General features: G+C 74.1%; 23 protein-coding genes and 1 pseudogene. 11 read left to right on the top strand and 13 right to left on the bottom strand.

What is annotated here, in order from left to right; genetic code table 11:
• Positions 1-142: 142 nt before the first annotated feature.
• From ACZ56B_RS22440 to ACZ56B_RS22420, 5 genes and pseudogenes are all read right to left on the bottom strand, one after another.
• Positions 143-760, bottom strand: a complete 618-nt coding sequence (locus ACZ56B_RS22440) for an RNA polymerase sigma factor (protein WP_468793404.1) — start codon at positions 758-760, stop codon at positions 143-145.
• A gap of 171 nt (positions 761-931) precedes the next feature.
• On the bottom strand, positions 932-1,339 hold the full coding sequence (locus tag ACZ56B_RS22435) for a hypothetical protein (RefSeq protein ID WP_468793401.1): 408 nt from the start codon (positions 1,337-1,339) through the stop codon (positions 932-934).
• Positions 1,340-1,497: 158 nt separating this feature from the next.
• Complete coding sequence (locus ACZ56B_RS22430) at positions 1,498-2,109, bottom strand: hypothetical protein (RefSeq protein ID WP_468793398.1); 612 nt, start codon at positions 2,107-2,109, stop codon at positions 1,498-1,500.
• Between the two features lie 104 nt (positions 2,110-2,213).
• Positions 2,214-2,723, bottom strand: a pseudogene (locus ACZ56B_RS22425) (hypothetical protein); the annotation flags it as partial.
• Positions 2,724-2,868: 145 nt separating this feature from the next.
• The gene (locus ACZ56B_RS22420) at positions 2,869-4,446 is read right to left on the bottom strand and encodes a beta-N-acetylhexosaminidase (protein WP_468793511.1); all 1,578 of its coding nucleotides are present in this window, start codon (positions 4,444-4,446) and stop codon (positions 2,869-2,871) included.
• A 258-nt stretch (positions 4,447-4,704) separates the two neighbouring features.
• Between ACZ56B_RS22420 and ACZ56B_RS22415 the strand changes: the two genes are divergently transcribed.
• The 5 genes from ACZ56B_RS22415 to ACZ56B_RS22395 all read left to right on the top strand — a co-directional run bounded on the left by ACZ56B_RS22415 (position 4,705) and on the right by ACZ56B_RS22395 (position 8,916).
• Positions 4,705-5,310, top strand: coding sequence for a 2-oxo-4-hydroxy-4-carboxy-5-ureidoimidazoline decarboxylase (locus ACZ56B_RS22415; protein ID WP_468793508.1), 606 nt, complete (start codon positions 4,705-4,707; stop codon positions 5,308-5,310).
• A gap of 184 nt (positions 5,311-5,494) precedes the next feature.
• Positions 5,495-5,875: a succinate dehydrogenase, cytochrome b556 subunit gene (gene sdhC / locus ACZ56B_RS22410; RefSeq protein WP_468793395.1), complete on the top strand. Its 381-nt coding sequence runs from the start codon at positions 5,495-5,497 to the stop codon at positions 5,873-5,875.
• Positions 5,876-5,880: 5 nt separating this feature from the next.
• Positions 5,881-6,363 (top strand): succinate dehydrogenase hydrophobic membrane anchor subunit, encoded by a 483-nt coding sequence (locus tag ACZ56B_RS22405; RefSeq protein ID WP_468793393.1) that lies wholly within the window; start codon positions 5,881-5,883, stop codon positions 6,361-6,363.
• A gap of 19 nt (positions 6,364-6,382) precedes the next feature.
• The gene (gene sdhA / locus ACZ56B_RS22400; RefSeq protein WP_468793390.1) at positions 6,383-8,137 is read left to right on the top strand and encodes a succinate dehydrogenase flavoprotein subunit; all 1,755 of its coding nucleotides are present in this window, start codon (positions 6,383-6,385) and stop codon (positions 8,135-8,137) included.
• Positions 8,137-8,916: a succinate dehydrogenase iron-sulfur subunit gene (locus ACZ56B_RS22395; protein WP_468793387.1), complete on the top strand. Its 780-nt coding sequence runs from the start codon at positions 8,137-8,139 to the stop codon at positions 8,914-8,916. Before sdhA ends, ACZ56B_RS22395 begins: the two co-directional genes overlap by 1 nt.
• A 159-nt stretch (positions 8,917-9,075) precedes the next feature.
• On the opposite strand, the gene ACZ56B_RS22390 is transcribed toward ACZ56B_RS22395, so the two are convergent.
• Both ACZ56B_RS22390 and ACZ56B_RS22385 read right to left on the bottom strand, forming a co-directional pair.
• Positions 9,076-11,538, bottom strand: a complete 2,463-nt coding sequence (locus ACZ56B_RS22390) for a DUF4132 domain-containing protein (RefSeq protein WP_468793384.1) — start codon at positions 11,536-11,538, stop codon at positions 9,076-9,078.
• Complete coding sequence (locus ACZ56B_RS22385) at positions 11,538-11,930, bottom strand: hypothetical protein (protein ID WP_468793381.1); 393 nt, start codon at positions 11,928-11,930, stop codon at positions 11,538-11,540. Before ACZ56B_RS22385 ends, ACZ56B_RS22390 begins: the two co-directional genes overlap by 1 nt.
• Positions 11,931-12,088: 158 nt before the next feature.
• On the opposite strand from ACZ56B_RS22385, the gene ACZ56B_RS22380 reads away from it, so the two are divergent.
• The 3 genes from ACZ56B_RS22380 to ACZ56B_RS22370 are packed head-to-tail and all read left to right on the top strand — an operon-like array spanning position 12,089 to position 13,827.
• Positions 12,089-12,496, top strand: a complete 408-nt coding sequence (locus ACZ56B_RS22380) for a hypothetical protein (protein ID WP_468793378.1) — start codon at positions 12,089-12,091, stop codon at positions 12,494-12,496.
• Positions 12,493-13,014, top strand: a complete 522-nt coding sequence (locus ACZ56B_RS22375; protein ID WP_468793375.1) for a thiol-disulfide oxidoreductase DCC family protein — start codon at positions 12,493-12,495, stop codon at positions 13,012-13,014. The genes ACZ56B_RS22380 and ACZ56B_RS22375 overlap by 4 nt, the downstream gene beginning before the upstream one ends.
• 33 nt (positions 13,015-13,047) lie before the next feature.
• Positions 13,048-13,827, top strand: coding sequence for a TetR/AcrR family transcriptional regulator (locus tag ACZ56B_RS22370; protein WP_468793372.1), 780 nt, complete (start codon positions 13,048-13,050; stop codon positions 13,825-13,827).
• Between the two features lie 77 nt (positions 13,828-13,904).
• Here ACZ56B_RS22370 and ACZ56B_RS22365 read toward each other — a convergent pair whose 3' ends face one another.
• Positions 13,905-15,251, bottom strand: coding sequence for a metallophosphoesterase (locus ACZ56B_RS22365; protein WP_468793369.1), 1,347 nt, complete (start codon positions 15,249-15,251; stop codon positions 13,905-13,907).
• A 24-nt stretch (positions 15,252-15,275) separates the two neighbouring features.
• The gene (locus ACZ56B_RS22360; protein WP_345579298.1) at positions 15,276-15,524 is read right to left on the bottom strand and encodes an SCO4848 family membrane protein; all 249 of its coding nucleotides are present in this window, start codon (positions 15,522-15,524) and stop codon (positions 15,276-15,278) included.
• Between the two features lie 172 nt (positions 15,525-15,696).
• On the opposite strand from ACZ56B_RS22360, the gene ACZ56B_RS22355 reads away from it, so the two are divergent.
• Complete coding sequence (locus ACZ56B_RS22355; RefSeq protein WP_468793365.1) at positions 15,697-16,998, top strand: D-alanyl-D-alanine carboxypeptidase family protein; 1,302 nt, start codon at positions 15,697-15,699, stop codon at positions 16,996-16,998.
• On the opposite strand, the gene ACZ56B_RS22350 is transcribed toward ACZ56B_RS22355, so the two are convergent.
• The 3 genes from ACZ56B_RS22350 to ACZ56B_RS22340 form a co-directional block, all read right to left on the bottom strand.
• The gene (locus ACZ56B_RS22350; RefSeq protein ID WP_468793362.1) at positions 16,946-17,854 is read right to left on the bottom strand and encodes a YihY/virulence factor BrkB family protein; all 909 of its coding nucleotides are present in this window, start codon (positions 17,852-17,854) and stop codon (positions 16,946-16,948) included. The two genes, ACZ56B_RS22355 and ACZ56B_RS22350, sit on opposite strands and share 53 nt — an antisense overlap.
• 88 nt (positions 17,855-17,942) lie before the next feature.
• Positions 17,943-18,893, bottom strand: coding sequence for a decaprenyl-phosphate phosphoribosyltransferase (locus ACZ56B_RS22345; protein WP_468793359.1), 951 nt, complete (start codon positions 18,891-18,893; stop codon positions 17,943-17,945).
• Positions 18,890-19,441, bottom strand: a complete 552-nt coding sequence (locus ACZ56B_RS22340; protein WP_468793356.1) for a phosphatase PAP2 family protein — start codon at positions 19,439-19,441, stop codon at positions 18,890-18,892. Before ACZ56B_RS22340 ends, ACZ56B_RS22345 begins: the two co-directional genes overlap by 4 nt.
• A 133-nt stretch (positions 19,442-19,574) precedes the next feature.
• On the opposite strand from ACZ56B_RS22340, the gene ACZ56B_RS22335 reads away from it, so the two are divergent.
• A complete protein-coding gene (locus tag ACZ56B_RS22335) occupies positions 19,575-20,930 on the top strand; it encodes an FAD-binding oxidoreductase (protein ID WP_468793352.1) in 1,356 nt (451 codons plus the stop codon).
• 135 nt (positions 20,931-21,065) lie between these two features.
• Positions 21,066-21,821: a decaprenylphospho-beta-D-erythro-pentofuranosid-2-ulose 2-reductase gene (locus ACZ56B_RS22330; RefSeq protein WP_468793348.1), complete on the top strand. Its 756-nt coding sequence runs from the start codon at positions 21,066-21,068 to the stop codon at positions 21,819-21,821.
• A 27-nt stretch (positions 21,822-21,848) separates the two neighbouring features.
• Here the strand turns inward: ACZ56B_RS22330 and ACZ56B_RS22325 are convergent, their stop codons facing one another.
• Positions 21,849-22,427, bottom strand: a complete 579-nt coding sequence (locus ACZ56B_RS22325) for a 2'-5' RNA ligase family protein (RefSeq protein ID WP_468793345.1) — start codon at positions 22,425-22,427, stop codon at positions 21,849-21,851.
• Positions 22,428-22,487: the final 60 nt, after the last annotated feature.

Below are 22,487 nucleotides of genomic sequence, written 5' to 3'. Positions count from 1 at the left end.
CCGGCCCTCTCCCCAGGACCCGTCCCCCCCCCCCCTCCCCCCCCCCCCCCCCCCCCCCCGCCCCCCCCCCCCCCCCCCCGGGGCCGGCCGGCGGGCGGGGCGCCGTCGCCCCGCCCGCCGTGTCCGCCGTCCCGGCGGCCGTTCATGTCGACTCACCCAGCGTCGGCGGCCCCTCATCCGTCACACCGTCGGCGCCCAGCCGCTCGGCCAGGCGCTTCAGCCCCCGGTACGCGGCCGTCCGGACCGCCCCCGGCCGCTTGCCGAGGACACGGGCGGCGGCGGGACCGTCGAGACCGACGACCACCCGCAGCAGCACGGCCTCGGCCTGGTCCCGCGGCAGCTCGCCGACCAGTGCCAGGGCCTGTTCGGTGGACAGGGCCTCCATGGCCTGGTCGTGGGTGCTCTGCGGACCGGGCAGCTCCAGCACGTCCTGCTCCAGGGCCGACGGCCGGGGCCGCACCCGCTGCCGGCGCAGGTGGTCCAGGGCCCGGTGCCGGGCGATGGTCGCCGTCCAGCCCCGGAAGCCGGCTCCGTCGCCCCTGAACCGCCCCAGGTCCCGGGCTATCTCCAGCCAGGCGTCGGACGCCACGTCCTCGGCGTCGTCCCCGACCAGCCCGCGCACGTAGGCGAGCAGCGCGGGGTGCACGAGCCGGTAGGCCGCGGCGAAGGCGGCCTCGTCCCCTTCCTGGGCCCGCGCGACGGCCGCGCCCAGTTCCCCGTCGTACGCCTGTGCGCGGCGGGGTTCCCTTCCGTGGCCCAAGAACCGTCCTCGTCCGTACCGAGCGCGGAGCGCGTCCGCCCGGCGCGAACGCGTCCGGCGGTGCCCACGCCTCCCACGGTCATCAGCGTCGGGCGCTACGAAAGTGTCACAGCCGGTGACCGGCCCGTACGGCGCGCGTGCGGGGCGGGGCGCCCGCCCCGGGCCGCGCCGTCAGGCCCGGTGCCGGGGACGCGGTCCCCCGCTCGACGCGTCCCGGCACAGCAGCCGCAGGGACCCGTCGCCCGTGTAGCAGCGGGCGGCCTCCTCGATCGGGTCCCAGAGCCGGCCGTCGGGGGTGCGGACCCAGTGGTCGCCGCCCGTGACCCACCACTCGCCGCCGGTCTGGCGGACGATCACCTCACCGGTGTAGGCGCCGAACCCCCGCAGCACCAGCTCCACGGCGGCGTACGGGGCCCCCTCCCGGCGTATCTCCTCGATCACACGGTCGACGCTCCACAGACTGCGCGCCGAGTAGTCGAGGCGCAGCCGCGCCCCTTCGCGCATCGCCGCCACCGCGTCCGCCGCCCAGCGGACCGGCTTCGCCGCGGCCGAGGGCCTGGTCTCCTGCTGTGTCGTCACAGTCGTCGCAGTCGTCACACCTTCAAGAGCGCACCGGCGAAGCGTTTCGTCACCCCGTTCCCGGGGGTTTCCCGCAACCGGTGCAGAACCGCCCCGACTCCGCCTCAGGACCGTCACAACGACGGGGTGCGCCGCACGGCGGCCGCCGCACGGCCGCCTCAGTCGTTCCTGCGGCTGCGCCGGGACACCGCGGCGCGCAGCACCCGCCGCCCCTCCGTCGACACCTCCAGCGCCCCGCGCAGGCCCGTCGGGCCGTGGGCGGCCAGCAGTTCCAGGACCGCGACCTGGCGGCGCAGTTCCGCCGCGACGAGCGGCGACACGCCCTCCGTGCGGCCCTCGGCGAAGGCCTCCGCCTCCCGGGCCGCGCGGAGGTCCGGGGGGAGGGCGCCGGCCGGGTCCGCGCCGTCGTCCCCGGCCGCCCCGCCGTCCAGGAGCCGGTGGACGCGCAGCGCGGCGACGGAGCAGGCGTCGGCCCACGGCCGCAGCTCGGCGGCGGTCCGCCGGACGGGCGCGGCGGTGAGCATCCGGTGCGCGAGCGCCGCGGCCTCGTCGCCGGCCCCGTCCTCCGCCGCCGCGTCCAGCCTGCCGCGCGCCTCCTCCAGCCGCCGTGCCCAGTCGTCGGCGCCGGCGTCCTCCGCGAGGCTCGCCCACAGGGGCCGCAGTGCCTCGTCGTCGCCGCCCAGCAAGGGCACGCACCGATCCAAACAAGCCAACCCGCTCACGGCCAGCCCGCGCTCGTCGGCCTGTGCGATCAGTTCCACCAGGCTCATCCACGCCTCCCTCAGCGGGTCCCTCGGACCCCGAGGAGGCCTTTCACCAGCCTCTTACGGAGCCCGCATTTCCCCTTACTGCGTGCGACGGCCCGGGAATGTCGCAGGGGCACCACTCCGAGCCGGTCCACCAGGCGGAAGAAGAGGTTTTCGGCCAGGGAGTCGGGCCCCGGGTCGGCGGTCAGCACCTCGAGCAGCGCCTCGGCGGACACGGTGTGCCCGGCCTCCTCGGCCCACAGGACGGCGCGGTCGGCGGCGTCGGCGGGTTCCAGGAAGTAGTCCTCCAGGGTGAGCCCCTCCCGCTGTCCGCCGAGGTACCCGGCCATCGCGGTCCGGGCCAGGCAGGTCGTCCACGCCCCGCTCCTCGGCGCGGCCGCCTCCACCACCGCGCAGTCGCCGCCCATGACGTATCCGAACAGCGCGGGCGCGCCGGTCGCCCGGGCGAGGTCGTTCATGTTCCCGACGTCGCCCCCGCCGCCCGGGTACTCCCAGACCTGCCATCCGCGCGGCGCCGAGGTGCGCAGGGTCATGCCCGGGGCCGCCCCGGCCAGCGCGTCCAGCCCGGCGAGCGGCCGCTCCCCGCGGCCCACGACGAAATACCCCCAGTAGCCCATGCGCTGGTGTCCCCCGGTTCCTCTGCTCGCCGGCGTCCCGGTCCTTCCCACCGGAACACCACCACAGCCGCACGGGGACGCGCAGGCGTATGCGGCAATCCGTCCCCGTGCCCCGGCGGGGACCCGCGGGATGCTCCTATGGATGTCAGTCCAGCTCGTCCGCCAGGGCCCGGAACTCCTCCCAGGACAGCGCCGGCCGCTCCGGGTCCCACAGCTTCTGGACGGTCGCCCGCAGCGGCAGCCGGATCCCGGACGCGACCTGCTCCTGGGTCTGGGAGCGGGGGAGGTCGCCCCAGACGGCGAACGACCCGCCGAGGATCCGGTCGTCGTACCGCGCCGGCACGGGGGTGGTGCCGCGCAGCACCCGCGGCGTCCACCGCTCGTAGATCCGCTCCCCCGTCGGGTAGACGAAGGTCAGCGGCTCGCCGAGCACGTAGTAGAGGAACTCGTCGTTGTAGTTGACGACCTCGCGGCCCTCGTCCAGGTACTCGACGGGCTGCCGGGCCCCGATCTCCTTGCCGGTCCAGTAGGCGACCTCGATGTCCTTCGCGGCCCGCACCGAGGTGTCCCGGAAGAAGCCGTCGTTCCAGGCGCGGGGCGTGCGGCCGTGGGCGCGGACGGTGGCGGCGCGGTCGTTCAGCCAGCCCGTGGCCAGGTCCTCCACGGTCGCGCCGGAGCCGTACCGCTCCCGCGCGGCGGCGGCGAGGCCCGGGAACGACGCCTCGGGGTCGGACACCACCAGCGCCTGGTACTCGTCGCCGCCGAGGTGCCACCGCCCGCCGGGGAACAGCCCCGCGTACTCGTCCAGCAGGTCGTCGACGATCTCGGCGGACTCCTTCTCGGAGATGTCGATCGCGCCCCGCACGGCACGGCCGTTCACGTCGCGCAGCTGGAGCTCGGGGTGGGCGGCGATGACCGCGCCGAGGTGGCCGGGCGAGTCGATCTCGGGGACGACGGTGATGTGCCGGCTCGACGCGAGGTCGACGAGCTCCTTGACCTGGGCCTTGGTCAGGTGCTCCCGCGAGACGACCTCCGGGTGCGCGTCGGACTCGATGCGGAAGCCCTGGTCGTCGGAGAAGTGCAGGCCGAGCTCGTTGAACTTCAGGTCGCCGAGCTCGCGGATCCGGTCCGCGATCCAGTCGGCGGTGTAGTGCTTGCGCGCGATGTCCAGCATCAGCCCGCGCCGCTGCTTGGCGGGCTCGTCGCGCACCACGCCCTCGGGGGCGGCGCCGGCGCCCTTGATCTCCTGCTTGAGCGTGCGGGTGCCGTAGAACACGCCCGCCTCGCCGGGGCCGCTGACGGTCACCCGCCCGCCCCGCACGGTCATCGTGTACGACTCGGGGTTCGCGCCCGCGTCGCGGTTCAGCACCAGCCGCAGGTCCCCGTCCCGCTCGTCGTCCTTCTCACCGGCGTACGCCAGTCCCAGCTCGTCGGCTATCAGGCGCCCCTCGTCGGCCAGCGCGCCGTCGTTCACGACCACCCGGTGGGTCCGCTCGGGGCGCCAGCCGGGGCCGCGCTCGGCGGTGTGCTCGCGGACGGCGGGGATGGTGCGCGGCGCCCGGGACAGGGGGTGGGACCGGCTGGGGCTCGGGGCGGCCCCGTCCGAGCCCCGGGGGGCCGTCGCCGGGCCCGCCGCCGGACCGCCGCCGTCCGAGGTCGCCCAGAGCCCGAGGCCCACCCCGGCCCCGGTCACCAGCGTCCCCGCGGCGACGGCCACGACCAGTGCGCCCCGCCGCCCCGCCGTCCGCGTCGCCGCCCGACGCCTGTGCTGCCCGTGCTGCCTGTGCTGCCTGTGCCGACTCACTCCGCCAACGTACGACCCGAACGGGTGAGACGCGTCGACGAGCCGTTCCGAAACTCTGCCGTACGGGTGAATCGGGAGCATTGATCGGACACGGCGCGCACTCACTCGATAACGTGTCGCCACAACTCTCACACCCTGCGCCACCGACACACACGCGACGCCCACCGAGGACTCACGCTGCCTGCGCACCGCCTCCCCGACCTCCCCGGCCGGGTCGCCGTACCCGGACAGTCCCGCGGCGGACCCGGGGCCCCGTCCCCGCTGGAGCACTTCAACGCCGCTCCCGCCGAGGACGCCGAGCGCGCCCTGCTGACCTGCCTGGACAGCCTCCGCTGGGCCCTGCGCGTGGCCGGCCACCGCCCCTACCCCGACCTGGCGTCCCTGCTGGCCGCCGCCGACGAGGCGGCCTACGACCTGACCGCGGCGGAACTCTCCCGGGCGCTGGCGGCGGAAGCCCTGCCCGCCCTGCCGCAGGACACGTACGCGGCCGCCCACACGGCCCTGAACGCGGCGTACGCCGCCTACGAGGCCAAATTCGGACACGTGTTCGTCATCTGCCTCGACGGCCTGGGGCCGCACGCCGTCCTGGACCACGTGCTCGAAGGAATCCGGTCACGATTGGCCAACGATCCGGAGGAGGAGCGGCCGGTGGCGGCGGAGGAACTCCGGCGCCTGGCGCGGGGCCGGCTGGCCGCCCTCCTGACGGACGGGACGGCCGCGGGCCCGCCCTCCACCCCCGGCGAACCCGGCAAGCAGGGCGAATGCCCGCGTCCGGCACCGTGAGAACCGCCGGGAGGGCCGCCTCCGCACTCCTTTGAGTGCAAGTTTGATCACACCGGCAGGCCCGCTGTGAACGCCGCAGGCGCACCTGGCTACGATGCTGGGGGCCGGTGGACCGTACCCGGCCGGGCCCGACCGACAAGGAAAGCCGGCGCGGCCCCAATCACCGCTCCCGGAGGAAACTTCCGTGCCGGCTGGAACGCTGTACCGCGGCCGGGAAGGAATGTGGTCCTGGGTGGCTCACCGAGTCACCGGCGTCCTCATTTTCTTCTTCCTGTTCGTTCACGTGCTGGACACCGCCCTCGTGCGGGTGTCCCCGGAGGCCTACGACCAGGTCGTGGCCACGTACAAGACGCCGATCGTCGCGCTGCTGGAGTACGGCCTCGTCGCCGCCATCCTCTTCCACGCGCTCAACGGCCTGCGCGTCATCGCCGTCGACTTCTGGATCAAGGGGTCCCGCTACCAGAAGCAGATGCTCTGGACCGTCGTCGCCGTATGGGTCGTGCTGATGCTCGGGGCGATCTACCCCGTCCTCGGCCACGCCGCTCGTGAACTGTTCGGGAGCTGACGCCCATGTCCACCTCTGAAACCTCCACCTCGGGCATCGGCCCCGTCGAGGGCGACGCCCTCTACTCCGTCGACAACCCGGCACCGGTCATCGAACCCCCGCGCAAGCGCACCAAGAAGTCCCCGAGGAGCACCCGGGGCAACTTCGAGATGGCCGCCTGGCTGTTCATGCGCCTGTCCGGCGTCGTGCTGGTGGTGCTGGTCATCGGCCACCTGCTGATCCAGCTCGTCCTGGACGGCGGCGTCTCCAAGATCGGCTTCGCCTTCGTGGCGGGCCGCTGGGCCTCGCCGTTCTGGCAGGTCTGGGACCTGCTGATGCTGTGGCTCGCGATGCTGCACGGCGCGAACGGCCTGCGTACCGTCATCAACGACTACGCGGAACGGCCGAACACCCGGCTGTGGCTCAAGGGCCTGCTCTACACCGCCACGGTGTTCACCATCCTGCTGGGCACGCTGGTGATCTTCACCTTCGACCCGAACATCCGCTAGGCACGGGGCTGCGAGAATCATGAAGATCCACAAGTACGACACCGTCATCGTCGGCGCCGGCGGCGCGGGCATGCGCGCCGCCATCGAGTCGACCAAGCGCAGCCGCACCGCCGTGCTGACCAAGCTCTACCCCACCCGCTCCCACACGGGCGCCGCGCAGGGCGGCATGGCCGCCGCGCTGGCCAACGTGGAGGAGGACAACTGGGAGTGGCACACCTTCGACACGGTCAAGGGCGGTGACTACCTGGTCGACCAGGACGCCGCCGAGATCCTGGCGAAGGAGGCCATCGACTCCGTCCTCGACCTGGAGAAGATGGGCCTGCCGTTCAACCGGACCCCGGACGGCACCATCGACCAGCGCCGCTTCGGCGGCCACAGCCGCAACCACGGCGAGGCCCCGGTCCGCCGCTCCTGCTACGCGGCCGACCGCACCGGCCACATGATCCTCCAGACGCTGTACCAGAACTGCGTCAAGGAGGGCGTGGAGTTCTTCAACGAGTTCTACGTCCTGGACCAGCTGATCACCGAGGTCGACGGCGTCAAGAAGTCGGCCGGTGTGGTCGCCTACGAGCTGGCCACCGGTGAGATCCACGTCTTCCAGGCGAAGGCCGTGATCTACGCCTCCGGCGGCTGCGGCAAGTTCTTCAAGGTGACGTCCAACGCGCACACCCTGACCGGTGACGGCCAGGCCGCCGTGTACCGCCGGGGCCTGCCGCTGGAGGACATGGAGTTCTTCCAGTTCCACCCGACCGGCATCTGGCGCATGGGCATCCTGCTCACCGAGGGCGCCCGCGGCGAGGGCGGCATCCTGCGCAACAAGGACGGCGAGCGCTTCATGGAGAAGTACGCTCCCGTCATGAAGGACCTGGCGTCGCGCGACGTCGTGTCCCGCTCCATCTACACGGAGATCCGCGAGGGCCGCGGCTGCGGTCCCGAGGGCGACCACGTCTACCTGGACCTGACCCACCTTCCGCCGGAGCAGCTGGACGCCAAGCTGCCCGACATCACGGAGTTCGCGCGGACCTACCTCGGCATCGAGCCCTACACGGACCCGATCCCGATCCAGCCGACCGCGCACTACGCGATGGGCGGCATCCCGACCAACGTGATGGGCGAGGTCCTGGCGGACAACACCACCGTCGTGCCGGGCCTGTACGCGGCCGGCGAGGTCGCCTGCGTGTCCGTGCACGGCGCCAACCGCCTGGGCACCAACTCGCTGCTGGACATCAACGTCTTCGGCAAGCGCGCCGGCATCGCGGCGGCGGAGTACTCGCAGCGGGCCGACTTCGTCGAGCTGCCCGAGGACCCGGAGGCGTTCGTCGTCGGGCAGATCGAGCGGCTGCGCTCCTCCACCGGCAACGAGCGGGTGGCCGAGCTCCGCCGCGAGCTGCAGGAGACCATGGACGCCAACGTCATGGTGTTCCGCACCGAGCAGACGATCAAGACGGCGGTCGAGAAGATCGCCGAGCTGCGCGAGCGCTACAAGAACGTCGCCATCCAGGACAAGGGCAAGCGGTTCAACACCGACCTGCTGGAGGCCATCGAGCTGGGCAACCTGCTCGACCTGGCCGAGGTCATGGCCGTCTCCGCACTGGCCCGCAAGGAGTCCCGCGGCGGTCACTACCGCGAGGACTACCCGAACCGCGACGACGTCAACTTCATGCGCCACACCATGGCGTACCGCGAGGTCGGCGCCGACGGCTCCGAGACCGTCCGTCTGGACTACAAGCCGGTCGTCCAGACCCGCTACCAGCCGATGGAGCGTAAGTACTGATGGCTACCCCTGTTCTGGACAAGGCGGACGCGGCCGGCTCGCCCGAGCCCGGCTCCGCCGACTCCCCCTACATCACCGTCACCTTCCGGATCCGCCGGTTCAACCCGGAGGTCTCGGCGGAGGCGACCTGGGAAGACTTCCAGCTGGAGATCGACCCCAAGGAGCGCGTCCTGGACGCGCTGCACAAGATCAAGTGGGACCTGGACGGCACCCTGACCTTCCGCCGCTCCTGCGCCCACGGCATCTGCGGCTCCGACGCCATGCGGATCAACGGCAAGAACCGCCTGGCCTGCAAGACGCTGATCAAGGACATCAACCCGGACAAGCCCATCACGGTCGAGGCCATAAAGGGCCTGACGGTCCTGAAGGACCTGGTCGTGGACATGGAGCCGTTCTTCCAGGCGTACCGGGACGTGATGCCCTTCCTGGTCACGAAGGAGACCAACGAGCCGACGCGTGAGCGGCTGCAGTCCGCCGAGGACCGCGAGCGCTTCGACGACACGACCAAGTGCATCCTGTGCGCCGCCTGCACGACCTCGTGCCCGGTGTTCTGGAACGACGGCCAGTACTTCGGCCCGGCCGCCATCGTCAACGCGCACCGCTTCATCTTCGACTCGCGCGACGAGGCCGGCGAGCAGCGCCTGGAGATCCTCAACGACCGCGACGGCGTGTGGCGCTGCCGCACGACCTTCAACTGCACGGACGCCTGCCCGCGCGGCATCGAGGTCACCAAGGCGATCGCGGAAGTGAAGCGCGCGCTGATCACGCGCCGCTACTGAGGCACGTCGCCGCAGGTCCGTGAGGGCCCCGTCTCCGGCGGAGACGGGGCCCTCACGGCAGGTGTGCCACGCCTTCGGGCGGGGGAGCGTCCGGGACGGCCCCGAGGGCGCCCTCCGCCCCTCCCCGCCGCCGGACGGGCGGCCGGGGGCGCTGGGCTCCTACAGCTGGCTCAGGATCGTCGGGTCCGTGATGGAGGTGTCGTCGGCCAGCAGCATCGCCTTGCTGAGGATGACGGCCAGCATGCGGTCGCCCTCGTACGGGAGGTAACCGGTCTGCGGGGCGGCCGGGTCGGACTTCTGGACGATGCACAGGTACTGGTCGTTCGGGGTCCTGAGGACGTTGCCCGAGCCGAGGTGGATCCTGTAGGCGTGGCGGTCGCCCCGCACGCGCAGGAAGCGGCCCTCGAGGGTGCAGCGGTCGGCGATCGCGAGCCTCGGTACCAGGCGCTCCAGCAGGGCCCGGCGGGTCTGTGCGCCCTGGTTCAGATCGCCGAAGGCGTACGACGTCCAGTACTCCCCGAAGCGGCCGCCGGGCCCGCCGTCCTGCCAGGTGGGGTCGTTGCCGACGCTCGCCACGCCGACGAACAGGTCCACGTCCCGCAGGACCTCGGAGAGGACCAGGGGCGGGACGTCCTCCAGGGGGACCGGGTCGACGGGGCCCCGGCCGTCGTGCGGCGCCATGCCGTACCCGTCGCCGTAGCAGTGCGCGGAGTTCTCCGGGGCGTCGATCGGGTAGAAGCGGACCTGATCGGTGCGCAGGCGCAGGTAGCTGCCGGAGTCGGTGGTGTCGACGCCGTACTCCTGGCCGTCGCCCTCGATCCAGTACTCGGCGCGCAGCCCCCAGGCCGGCAGGGCGCGGGTGGCCGGCGGCGCCGAACCGTCGACGCACAGCCGCAGTTTGTTGCGCCAGCCCCGGACCGCCGCCAGGGAGTGGAACTGGTGCTGGCGCAGGACGTGGGCCGCGAAGCGGTTGGAGTAGGTGCGGGTGGCGCGCTCGGCGTCGGTGAGCAGGTACACCTCGCGGTGGGCCTGCTTGAACGGCTGGGTCACGCCGTGCCGCTCCAGCCAGTCCCGCCAGGCGACGACCTCGGCGGGTTCCCGGCCGACCGGGTGCCACAGGGCGACCTCGGTGCCCCCGGTCACGGGGACGTCGGTGAGGGTGCGCAGGGCGCCGTCCGCGTAGCCGGCCGTCGTGCCGTCGACCGTCCACAGCAGGCGGCGGGCCAGGGTGCCGACCAGGGGGTGGTCGAGGTAGCGCTCGCGCCAGGCGGCGTAGGACCAGGTGCGGCGGGCCAGGAACTGGCGGTCCAGGCGCTCGCTCTGCGCCGGGAGCATCCGGTCGACGTCCTTGACCACCGCCCTGAGCTCCTTCAACTCCTCGGCGTGGTCGCGCCGCACGGCGGCGGGCACGCTCCTCACCGTCTTGCCGGCCGCGTTGCGCCAGGTCAGCCGGGCCCGGGTGCCCTCCACCGCCAGCACGGCGGTGGCGTCGCCGAACCGGTGCTCCGCGCGGCCGACCCCGGTCAGCCCGTACGCCGGGACGGCCAGCTCCTCGATCTCCTCGCGGCCGAGCCCGAGCGCGGCGGCCCGCTCCTGGAGGGCCGTGTCGAGGAGCTTGAGGGTGGTCTTGAACGTCACGCGGGCGGCGAGACGGGCGAGTTCGGCGAGGGCGGCCTCGCCGTCGGTCCGGGCGAGCCCGAGGACGGCGGCGCCCGCGACCTTGGGACTGCGGGGACCGAGGCCCGCCACCTTCTTCAGGGACGTCTCGACCAGCGCGCCCAGCGTCCGGGCGGTGTCGGGGTGCGGCGGCAGCAGGGAGAGCAGCCAGGCCAGGCCGCGCAGGGCGGTGGCGTTGCAGGGGTCGAAGGTGTCGTTGGGGTCCGGCCCGTACGCGGGGCGCCTCAGCGGGAGGGTGCGGGGGCGGCCGACGAGGGCGAACCAGGACAGGACGGTCTCGCGGACCCGGTCGGCGCCGAGGGCGTCGACGAGGGCGCGGGCCCGTGCGTCCCACTCGGCGGTGGGCCTGGACGAGCCGGCGGTGGCGGCGTGGGCGAGCAGGGCCCGCCAGTCGGGGCCGGTGGCGTCGCGCAGGGCCCGCTCGGACCACTGCTCGCCGATGTTGAGGACCGGGTCGGTGAGGCTCTCGCCCAACTGGGCCAACTCCTTGCAGGTGGCGGCGTTCAACGCCGAACGGCGGACGACCGCCACGAGGGCCGGTGCGGGCGGGCGGCCCGCGTCCAGCTCCGCCCGGACCAGCACGTCGAAACGGGAGGTGTACCAGAACGCGGTCCGTCGCCCCACCTCGTCCAGGGCCTTGCGGCGCTCGGCGGCCAGGGGGTCGCCGCCCGTGCCCTCCTGGAGGCGGCAGCACAGGGCGAGGACGCGGCCGCGTGCCTCCAGGTCGTCGTCGACCGAGTCGAAGCGGTCGGCCACGGCGTGCACCAGGTCCCGGCGCCGCTCCGCCGGAAGGTCCCGCAGCGCCTCCAGGACGGCGTCCCACTGCCCGCTCCAGCCCCCGCTGCGCGCGCCGAGGGCCCCCAGCACCTCCTCGGCGGCCCGGCCCGCGTCGCCGTCCTCGGCCCTGTCGCGCATCCGCGCCGTGTACGACGTGGGTGTGCGCATCAGCCACCCACCAGCGGTACGAGCTTGAGGAACGTGACCTCGGTGCCCAGCGGGAGATCGATCTCCTCGTCCGGGTCGGTGACCTGGCGGTCCCCCACCAGCACCAGGAAGCCGTTGCCCGCGAAGGCGCGCAGGGCCAGCTCGGTCTGGGCCTCCGGATCGATGCGACGGGGGGAGCGGAGCGCGTAGCCGTTGACGACGCGCTCCGCGTCCGTCGGCTGCACGAGCCCCTGGAACACCTGCGGTGTCCGCGCGTGGTACTCGGCGACCTCCTGGAACACCCGGCGCCGGATCAGCTCGCCCACCGTCAGCCGTTCCTCGGTGATCTCCAGGTCCAGGACGGCGCGCCGCCGCCCCGTCGTCGTCTCGTCGACGCATGTCACGGTTCCCATGGCGAGGACCGTACGGGACGGCACCGACAGCGCTCGTGCGGGGACCGGGACGACGACCGTGACGCAGTCCACCCGGCCACCGGGTTGAACATGTTCAAAAAGAGGCCCTACAGTCCTCCCGTCAGCGTTTTGAACGCGTTCAAGAGAGGCTGGGGGACATGGACCGCACGGTCATCGCCTACGTCGTCTACCTGGTGGTCAGCATCGCGCTGACCGTCTGGGTGGCCCGCACGCTCAGCAGCAACGGGAGGGCCTTCCTCGCCGACGTGCTGCGCGGCGAGGAGAAGCTCGCCGACGCCGTCAACCACCTGCTGGTGGTCGGCTTCTACCTGGTCAACCTCGGGTTCGTCGCGCTGTACCTGAGCGGCGACGGCGTGATCGCCGACACCCGCGGCGTCTTCGAGGCGCTGTCGGCCAAGCTCGGCGTGGTCCTGCTGGTGCTGGGCGCCCTGCACCTGGGCAACGTGTACGTGCTCGACCGGATCCGGCGGCGCCGGGTGATGGAGCGGGAACAGGTGCCGCCGGTCGCGCCGCAGGACTGGGTGGCCCCCCCGGCCGGGGCGTGAGCGGCGTGACGGCCACGCGCGGGGTCCGGGGCGCCGCGCGCGTCCCGGTCCGCCGGCTCACCGTGCTCTACGACGCCGAGTGCTCCCCGTGCGCCTTCGTACGGGACTGGCTGGTCCGCCGGCCGCAGCTGGTGCCCCTGGAGCCGGTCCCGGCGGGCTCGCCGGCGGCCCGGGCCCGCTTCCCCGGCCTCGACCACGACGCCACCCTCCGGGAGATCACCGTGGTCGGCGACGCCGGGCAGGTCTACCGGGGCGCCGCCGCCTGGATCGTCGCCCTGTGGGCGCTGCGCGAGCACCGGCCGCTGGCCCACCGGCTGGCCACCCCGTCCGGCGCCCGGCTCGCCAGGGGCGCGGTGCTGGCCGCCGCCGAGTGGCGCGGGACGCGACGGGACGGCGCGCGGGGGTCCGGCTGGGGCGGCCGGGCGTACCACCGGGCCGACGGCTGGACGTACGACCCGCACCACGGCTGGCGCCACACCCCGCCGGGCTGCGCGGACGGCTCCCGCGCCGCCCCGTAGGACGCCCCTCCCCTGGCGTTAGGCTCTCTTCCCGTGCCCGTGAAGAACGACGGCCCCGACGGCGGCGCCACCCCCAGCAAGTCCGAGCAGACCCGTGCCCTGATCCTCGAGACGGCCATGCGGCTGTTCCGGGAGCGCGGGTACGACCGGACGACCATGCGGGCCATCGCCCAGGAGGCCGGGGTCTCCGTCGGCAACGCGTACTACTACTTCGAGGGCAAGGAGCACCTGATCCAGGGCTTCTACGACCGGATCGCCGCCGAGCACCAGGTGGCGGTCCGGGAGGTCCTGGCGCGGGAGACCGACCTGGAGGCCCGGCTGGCCGGCGTGCTGAAGGCCTGGCTGGACATCGCCACGCCGTACCACGAGTTCGCGGTGCAGTTCTTCAAGAACGCCGCCGATCCGGACAGCCCGCTCAGCCCGTTCTCCGCCGAGTCGGAGCACGCGCGCGAGGAGGTGATCGCCATCCACCGGGAGGTGCTGGCCGGCGCGCGGACCAAGGTACCCGGAGAACTGCGCGACGCCCTGCCCGAGTTGATGTGGCTGTCCCAGATGGGACTCGTCCTGTACTGGATCTTCGACCGCACCGAGGGCCGCGAACGCAGCTACCGGCTCGCCGAGCGGGGCGCCCGGCTCACCGCTCGCGGTGTCGCCCTGGCCCGCTTCCGGGTCCTGCGGCCGCTCGTGCGCGAGGTGCACGAGCTGTTCACCGAGTTCCTGCCGGGGATGACGAAGGCCCTGCCGGACCCGGCGAAGGGGGCGGCGGGGCAGGACCCGCCCGTCGGCGACGGGCGCCCCGCGCCCTCCGGCTGACCGCCTCCGCCCCACCGGACGCGGGGTGGGCCCGGCCGTGGCCGGCGCCCCTCGTCCCGCGGGGGCGGCCCGGCCCCTCAGGCCCGGGCCGACGCGAGTTCGATCACCGTGATGTCCGACGGTGCGCCGACCCGGGTGGGCGGGCCCCAGGCGCCGGCGCCGCGGGAGACGTAGAGCTGGGTGTCGCCGTAGCGGTCCAGGCCGTCGAGGGTGGGGTTGGCGGCCCCGGCGACGAGGCTGGCGGGCCAGAGCTGGCCGCCGTGGGTGTGGCCGGAGAGCTGGAGGTCGACGCCGTGGTCGACGGCCTCGTGGATCTGCACCGGCTGGTGGGCGAGCAGCACGCACGCGCGGGCCCGGTCCCGGTCGCCGAGCGCCCGCGCGAAGTCCGGGCCCTGCCCCTCGTCCTCGCCGGCCAGGTCGTTCACCCCCGCCAGGTCGAAGTGCGGAAGCTCCGTGCGGGCGTTCTCCAGCGGGCGCAGGCCGAGGCGGCGCACCTCCTCGACCCACTGCTCGGCACCGGAGAAGTACTCGTGGTTGCCGGTGACGAAGAAGGAGCCGTGACGCGCCGTCAGCTGGGCCAGCGGGGCGGCGGCCGGGCCGAGGTCCTTCACGGTGCCGTCCACCAGGTCGCCGACGACCGCGATCAGGTCGGGCTGGGTGGAGTTGATCGTGTCGACGACCTTCTGCGCGAAGCCGCGGCCGAGGACCGGGCCCAGGTGGATGTCGCTGACCACCGCGATGCGGTAACCGTGCGCCGCGCGCGGCAGCTTGGCGAGCGGCACGGTGACCCGCTTCACCCGCGGTCCGCGCAGCACGCCGTACGTCCCGTACCCCACGGTCCCCAGGGCCGCCGCGGCGGCGGCCCCGCCGACGACCCGGGAGACGAACAGGCGGCGGGAGGGCCCGGCGTCGGGGGCGGCGGCGGCCGGAGCGGCGTCCGGCGCCCCGCTGGTGTCACCGGGAACACCGGCCTCCGGCGCCCCGGGTCCGGAGCCGGCCTCGGGGTCCGCGGCCGCCGGCCGCGCGGCGGGCGCGGCCGTCGCGCCCGCCGGTATCTGCGCCGGCCGCGGCCGCTCGGCCTCCGGCGCGGCCTTCGCCCTTGCCCGCCGTTCGAGGACCCGCTGCAGCACGGGCCGGACGAACTCGCCCGCGAGCAGGGCCAGGAAGAGGTAGAGGCAGAGGGCCAGCCACAGGAACCCGGGCCAGGCCAGGACCTGCTGGAGCCAGAAGGGGGCGTCGCCGCGCCCGAAGACGAAGGCGGCCACCGCCAGCGCCCAGCCGCCGGCGATCACCGCCGCGCCCGCGCGGCGCGCCGGGCCCGGCCCCCGGGTGGTGTCCCGGAACAGTCGGCGCCACACGTACCAGCTGCTCGTCACCAGGACGGCCAGGACGAGCAGCGCGACGAGTACGAAAACGATGGCCACGGTGCGGAGTTCCCCTGTTTCCGGTCAGGACGTCCGTGACGTCCGGCTCAGTGCGCGCAGGCCGCGCAACCCGATGCCCCCGATGACCGTCCCCCATACGAAGGAGACGACGGCGAGCAGCAGGTGCACCCAGAAGTACGCCGTCGGGTCCCCGTCCTCGAACGCGAGCCCGCTGCTGTCCTTGACCAGGTTTCTGACGAAAGTGATCCAGATGACCCAGCTCCACACCCCGAAGACGAGCAGGAACCAGGAGACGGGGCGGCTGAGTTTCACCAGAGCAGACCTTTCATCGCGGCGCCGGTCCCCCTCGTCCGGCCGGGTGTCCGGGGAGTGTCCCCCGGAGGAGCACGGCATGGGTCCAGTATCTCCGGCGCCCGTCCGGTTCCCCGCCCGGGGTGGGCACCGGGACGGGACGCCCCCGGGCGTGGCATGTACCTTTCCGACCGTGCCCGCACCCCAGAACACCGTCCGGCGACCGCTCCTGCTCGCCTCCGCCGTCCTGCTGTCCACCGCGCTGACCGCGCCCGCCGCCCTGGCGGCCCCGAAGCCGTCGGCCACCCCCTCGGCCACGCCCCCGGCGAAGATGTCGACCGTGGGCGGCGCCCGGCTCGGACAGCCGGGGACCCAGGTCAACCTCGCGAGCGGGGTGCCGGTGCTGCCGAAGGACGTGTCCGCCCGCTCCTGGATCGTCGCCGACGCCGAGTCCGGCGAGGTGCTGGCCGCGCACAACGCGCACTGGCGGCTGGCCCCGGCGAGCACGCTGAAGATGCTGTTCGCCGACACCCTGCTGCCGAAGTGGCCCAAGTCGGCGGAGCACCGGGTGGAGGTCTCCGACCTGGCCGGCGTCGGCCCCGGCTCCAGCATGGTCGGGATCAAGGAGGAGGAGACCTACACCGTCCACGACCTGTGGCTCGGGGTCTTCCTGCGGTCCGGCAACGACGCCGTGCACGTGCTGTCGGCGATGAACGGCGGCGTGGAGAAGACCGTCGCGGAGATGAACGACCGCGCCGAGGAGCTCCAGGCCCTCGACACGCACGTGGTCAGCCCCGACGGCTACGACGCCGAGGGCCAGGTGTCCTCCGCCTACGACCTGACGCTGATCGCCCGGTCCGGGCTGCAGAAGAAGGACTTCCGGGAGTACTGCTCGACGGTCTCCGCGAAGTTCCCCGGCGAGACGAAGAAGGACAAGAAGGGCAAGGAGGTCCGCGGGTCCTTCGAGATCCAGAACACCAACCGGCTGCTGGCCGGGGCCCGCGACGTGCCCGTCTACGCGGGCATAGCGGGCGTGAAGAACGGCAGCACCAGCAACGCGGGCGCCACCTTCACCGGGGTCGCCGAGCGCGACGGCAGGGTGCTGCTGGTCACCGTGATGAACCCGGAGAAGAAGAACGGGGGCAACGAGGTCTACAAGGAGACCGCGAAGCTCTTCGACTGGGGTTTCGAGGCGGCCGGCAAGGTGGAGCCGGTGGGCGAGCTGGTGCCGCCGAGGAGCGCCGCGCGGACGGACGCCCGGCCGGGGGCGGCCGCCTCCCCCGGTGAGGCCGGGGGCACCGGGGACGGCGCGGCCGGAGTCGTCGGAGCGGGGGCGAAGCCGGTGGCGGGCGCCGCGGCCGGGAGCGGCTCCGGCGGCGCCGGGGTCGCCCTGGGCATCACCGGCGGGGTGCTGGTGCTGCTCGCGGGCGGCGCGTTCCTGGTCAACCGCCGCTGGCCGCTGCCGGACCTGGTGCGTCGCCACTCGCGTCCGTGAGTTCGCCCCCCTTGCTCGGCGTCGCCGTCCAGGCGGCGCAGAACAGGACGAGCTTCGCGGTGAAGTTGATCCACAGCAGCAGGGCGACCGGCACGCCGAAGGCGCCGTACACGCTCTTCGTGGCGACGCCCTGCATGTAGCCGCTGAGCAGCAGCTTCAGCAGTTCGAAGCCGACCGCGCCGGTGAGCGCGGCGACCATCAGGCGGTGCCGGGCGGGCTCGACGCCGGGCAGCAGGGTCAGGACGTACAGCAGGAGCAGGAAGTCGGCGCCCGCGGCGACGGCGAACGCCGCGATCCGCAGGACGATCCCGCCCCAGCCGCCCTGCTCCAGCCCGATGGCGTCGCTGATCCGGCCGATCAGCGCGGAGGCGACGGCGGAGGCGGCCAGGGTGGTCAGGACCGCGCCGCCGAGCCCGACGAGGACGCCCGCGTCCTTGCCCCGGCGCAGGAACGGGTTCTCCTCCTCGTCGGGCAGCTCCCACACCGCGCGCAGGCACTCGCGCGTGGACCCGGCCCACCTGATGCCGGTGAACAGCAGGGCGGCGCCGGCGATGAGGCCGACGGTGCCGGCGTTCTGCACCAGGTCGTCGATGTTCAGCTCGTCGGAGATGCCGGGCACCTGGTCGGTGATCGTGTCCTGGAGGGACTTCTGCCGGTCCTGGCCGAGCGTGGCGGCGCCGATCGCGGCGGCCACGGTGAGCAGCGGGAACAGCGCGACGAAGCTGGTGAACGTCATCGCGGCGGCCAGCCGCGTCCAGTGCACGCGGTCCAGGCGCTCGTACGACCGCCACGCGTGCGTGAGCATCAGCCGCGCCACCCACGGCCCGACGCGCGGGAGCCTCTTCAGCCAGTCCATGCTCCGACTCTGCCCCCGCCGCGCAGGACCGATGTCCCGGCCTCCCGGAACCGCCCGCCGGACGGCGCGCCCCGGGCCGGGCCCCGTCTCACCGGTGCGTCACCGCCAGGGCGTACATCGCCGCCCACACCAGGCCGATGAGGGCGAGCGCGCGGTCGCCCAGGACCACCTCCTCGGGTTCGCCCGCGGCGCCGCGGTCGGCGAAGACGGCGTACCTGAGGACGGCGAGGACGAAGGCGACCACGGACAGCTCCCGCCAGGGCAGCACGCCGGCGTGCGGCGCCCCGCCCTCCTCCAGGGCCCACAGGCAGTAGCCGAGGACGGCGACGCCGGCCGCGAGCTGCCAGACGAAGCGGAGGTAGCCGGCGGTGTACTCGGTGAGCAGCGCGCGCGTGGCGCCCGCCTTCCCGTCCATCTGGACGGCCTCGGAGTAGCGCTTGGCCGCGACCATGAACAGCGCGCCGAAGCCGGTGGTGATCAGGAACCAGCGCGACAGCGGGATGCCGAGCGCGAGCCCGCCGGCCACCGCCCGCATCAGGAAGCCGGTGGTGACGACGACGAGGTCGACGACGAGGACGTGCTTGAGGCTGACGCAGTACGCCAGCTGCATGCCGAGGTACGCGGTCAGCAGCACCGCCACCTGCGGCGGGCACAGCCGGGCCGCGGCGACGGGCGCGAGGACGCCGAGGACGGCGCCGACGGCGTAGGCGACCGGGACCGGCACCTGGCCGGCGGCGACCGGGCGGCGGCACTTGACGGGGTGGGCGCGGTCGGCCTCGGCGTCGCGGGCGTCGTTGACCAGGTAGACGGCGGCGGCGCAGACGGTGAACAGGACGAAGACCAGCGCGACCCGCGCCAGGGCGGGCCAGGAGAAGAGCTCGCCGGCGGCGGCGGGGGCGGCGACCACCAGGACGTTCTTGACCCACTGCTTGGGCCGCGCGGTGCGCAGCAGGCCCTTGAGGAGTCCGCCGAGGCCGCCGGAGGGCGGCGCCGTCCGCCGCCGGTCCGGGTGCCGGTGCAGGAGGGCGGTGTCGGTCACGCCGCGCCTCCCCGCATCCAGCGGGCGCCGAGCCGGGCCGTGAGCGCGCCCAGGGCGGCGCCGGCCGCCACGTCCGAGGGGTGGTGCACGCCGGCCACCAGGCGGGAGAGGCAGACGGCGGCGGCGAGCGGGGGCACCGGATGCGCCCCCAGCGCCCCGAAGGCGACGGCGGCGGCCGCGGCGGAGGTGGCGTGGGAGCTGGGGAAGGAGTGCCGGCCGACCGTGCCGACCAGGGGCTCGACGCCCGCCGGGCGCGGGCGGCGCACGATCCGCTTCACCCCCATGCTGACGGCGTGGGCACCCGCGGTGAGCGCGGTGCCGCGCAGCCAGGCGCCGCGCCGCGGGCGGTCCACGGCGGCGCCGGCCAGTCCCGCCGCGAGCCACAGTGCCCCGTGCTCCCCCGCCCAGGACAGGACGCGCGCGGCGCCGGCCACGCGCGGATCCGCACCGCACGCCCTGAGGGCCGCGCCGATCCGGTGGTCCATGCCGTGCGGGCCGAGGGGGCGGCGGGCGTTCCGCGGGCGGTGGAGGTCGTGGAGGTCGTCCATGTGGACTCACTGTTCACTCCCCGCGGGCCGGAATTCCACCATCAGGGAGCGACATCCCATTAATCACCCGTTTCGGGGACGGGGTTGACGTTTCGAAACCAACCGCCCACACGAGGGCGATACGGTCGCGTCCATGCCTGCCGACACCGTTCCCGTCACGGGATGGGGGCGCACCGCCCCCACCGCCGCCCGGCTGATCCGCCCGCGGACGTACGAGGAGGCCGCCCGGGCCGTCCGGGAGTGCGGGGCCCGCGGGGGCATCGCGCGGGGACTGGGACGGGCGTACGGGGACGCGGCGCAGAACGCGGGCGGTGCCGTGCTCGACATGACGGGCCTGGACCGCGTCCACGCGATCGACGCCGACGGCGGCACCGTGCGGTGCGACGCGGGCGTCTCCCTGCACCGGCTGATGGAGGTGCTGCTGCCGCTCGGCTGGTTCGTGCCGGTCACGCCGGGCACGCGCTACGTGACCGTCGGCGGGGCGATCGGCGCCGACATCCACGGCAAGAACCACCACGTGTCGGGCTCCTTCTCCCGCCACGTGCTGTCCCTGGAACTGCTCACCGCCGACGGCCGGGTCCGCACCGTCGCGCCGGGCACGCCGCTGTTCGACGCGACCGCGGGCGGCATGGGCCTGACCGGGGTGATCCTGACCGCGACGCTCCGGCTCCAGCCGGTCGAGACCTCGCTGATGACGGTCGACACCGAACGCGCGGACGACCTCGACGACCTGATGGCCCGCCTGTCCGCCGGCGACCACCGCTACCGCTACTCGGTCGCCTGGATCGACCTGCTGGCCCGCGGCGCGGCCACCGGCCGCGCGGTGCTCACCCGCGGCGACCACGCCCCCCTGGCGGCGCTGCCCGAGGGCGCGCGCGCCCGCCGGGAGCCGCTGGCCTTCCGCACCTCCCGGTTCCCGGCCGCCCCGTCCTTCGTCCCCGGGGGCCTGCTCAGCCGCACCACCGTGGGGCTGTTCAACGCGCTGTGGTACCGCAGGGCGCCCCGCGCGCGGACGGGGCAGCTCCAGCGGATCTCCACGTTCTTCCACCCCCTGGACGGCGTGCCCCACTGGAACCGCGTCTACGGCCCCGGCGGCTTCGTGCAGTACCAGTTCGTCGTCGGCCACGGCCGGGAGGACGCCCTGCGGCGGATCGTGCGCCGCATCGCCGAACGCCGCTGCCCGTCCTTCCTGGCCGTCCTCAAGCGCTTCGGCGGGGCCGACCCCGGCTGGCTCTCCTTCCCCGTGCCGGGCTGGACCCTGGCCCTGGACGTCCCGGCGTCCCTGCCCGGCCTCGGCCCCCTCCTCGACGAGCTCGACGAGGAGGTCGCCGCGGCCGGCGGACGCGTCTACCTCGCCAAGGACTCCCGGCTGCGCCCGGAGCTGCTCGCGGCCATGTACCCGCGCCTGGACGACTTCCGCGCACTGCGCGCGGAACTGGACCCGCGCGGGGTGTTCACCTCCGACCTGGCCCGCCGGCTCCGCCTCTGAGACCACCGCACCGCCGCCCGGACCCGTCCTCCGGACCGCGCCGGGTCGCGCCGGGCCCGGCCCGCTCCCCCGCCCCGGTCCGGTCCGAACGGTCCGCCGGTCCGAACGATCCCGACGCAAGACCTAGGAGCTGTCGTGAAGGACGCCTTCGGCCTCCCCCAGTCCCTGCTCGTCCTCGGCGGTACCTCCGAGATCGCGCTGGCCACCGCCCGCCGGCTGATCGTCCGCCGCACCCGCACGGTGTGGCTGGCCGGCCGCCCCTCCCCCGGCCTGGAGGAGGCCGCCGTCCACCTGCGCGGCCTCGGCGCCGAGGTGCGCACCGTCGCCTTCGACGCGCTCGACCCCGCCGGCCACGAGGAGGCGCTCGGCAAGGTCTTCGCCGAGGGCGACGTCGACATGGTCCTGCTCGCCTTCGGCGTCCTCGGCGACCAGGCCCGCGACGAGCAGGACCCGCGGGCCGCGGTGCGCGTCGCGCAGACCAACTACACCGGCGCGGTCTCGGCGGGTCTGGTGTGCGCGCGGGCGCTCCAGGCACAGGGCCACGGCTCCCTGGTGGTGCTGTCCTCCGTCGCGGGCGAGCGGGCCCGCCGCGCGAACTTCATCTACGGCTCCAGCAAGGCCGGCCTGGACGCCTTCGCGCAGGGCCTGGGCGACGCGCTCCACGGCACCGGCGTGCACGTCATGGTCGTACGCCCCGGCTTCGTCCGCACCCGGATGACCGCCGGTCTGCCCGAGGCGCCCCTCGCCACCCTTCCGGAGGCGGTCGCGGCGGCCGTCGAACTGGGGCTGCGGCGCCGCTCGGAGACGGTGTGGGTGCCGGGCTCGCTGCGCGTGGTGATGTCGGCGCTGCGGCACCTGCCGCGGGGGGTGTTCCGGCGGCTGCCGCTCTGAGGTCCGGCGGGGCCGCGCGGGCGCGGCTCAGTGCGCGGAGACGGATCCCCGGTCCACGGGCCCGGCCTGCGACGGCACCACGGCGGTCCCGAAGGGGAAGTCCCGCAGCTTGCGCCACACCCCGTCGGCACCCTGCTCGTAGAGCGCGAAGCCGGTGCAGGGCCACTCGGCCTCGTAGTCGGCGAGTTCCTCGAAGGCGCGGTCCAGGGCCGCCTCCTCGATGCCGTGCGCCACGGTGACGTGCGGGTGGTACGGGAACTGCAGCTCGCGGGCGACGGGACCGGAGGCGTCGCGGACCTGCTTCTGCAGCCAGGTGCAGGCCTCGGCGCCCTCGACGACCCGGACGAACACCACCGGCGACAGCGGCCGGAAGGTGCCGGTGCCCGACAGCCGCATGGGGAAGGGCCGCCCGGCCGCGGCGACCTCGCTCAGGTGTATCTCGATGTCCGGCAGGTCGGCCTCGTCGACCTCCGTCGGCGGCAGCAGGGTGACGTGCGTGGGGATGCCGTGCGCCGCGGCGTCGCCGAAGCCCGCACGCAGCTGCTGAAGCCGGCTGCCGTGAGGCTCCGGGACCGCGATCGACACACCGATCGTTACGGTCCCCACGTCGTCTCCTGTCTCTGTGGTGAAGCTCTCTGTGGTGAAGCACGGTGGTGGAGCGCGGTG

Source organism: Streptomyces sp. NPDC034670 (assembly GCF_055574875.1).
The sequence above is the reverse complement of the archived record's forward strand: the minus strand, read 5'-3'. Positions and strand labels throughout refer to the sequence as shown.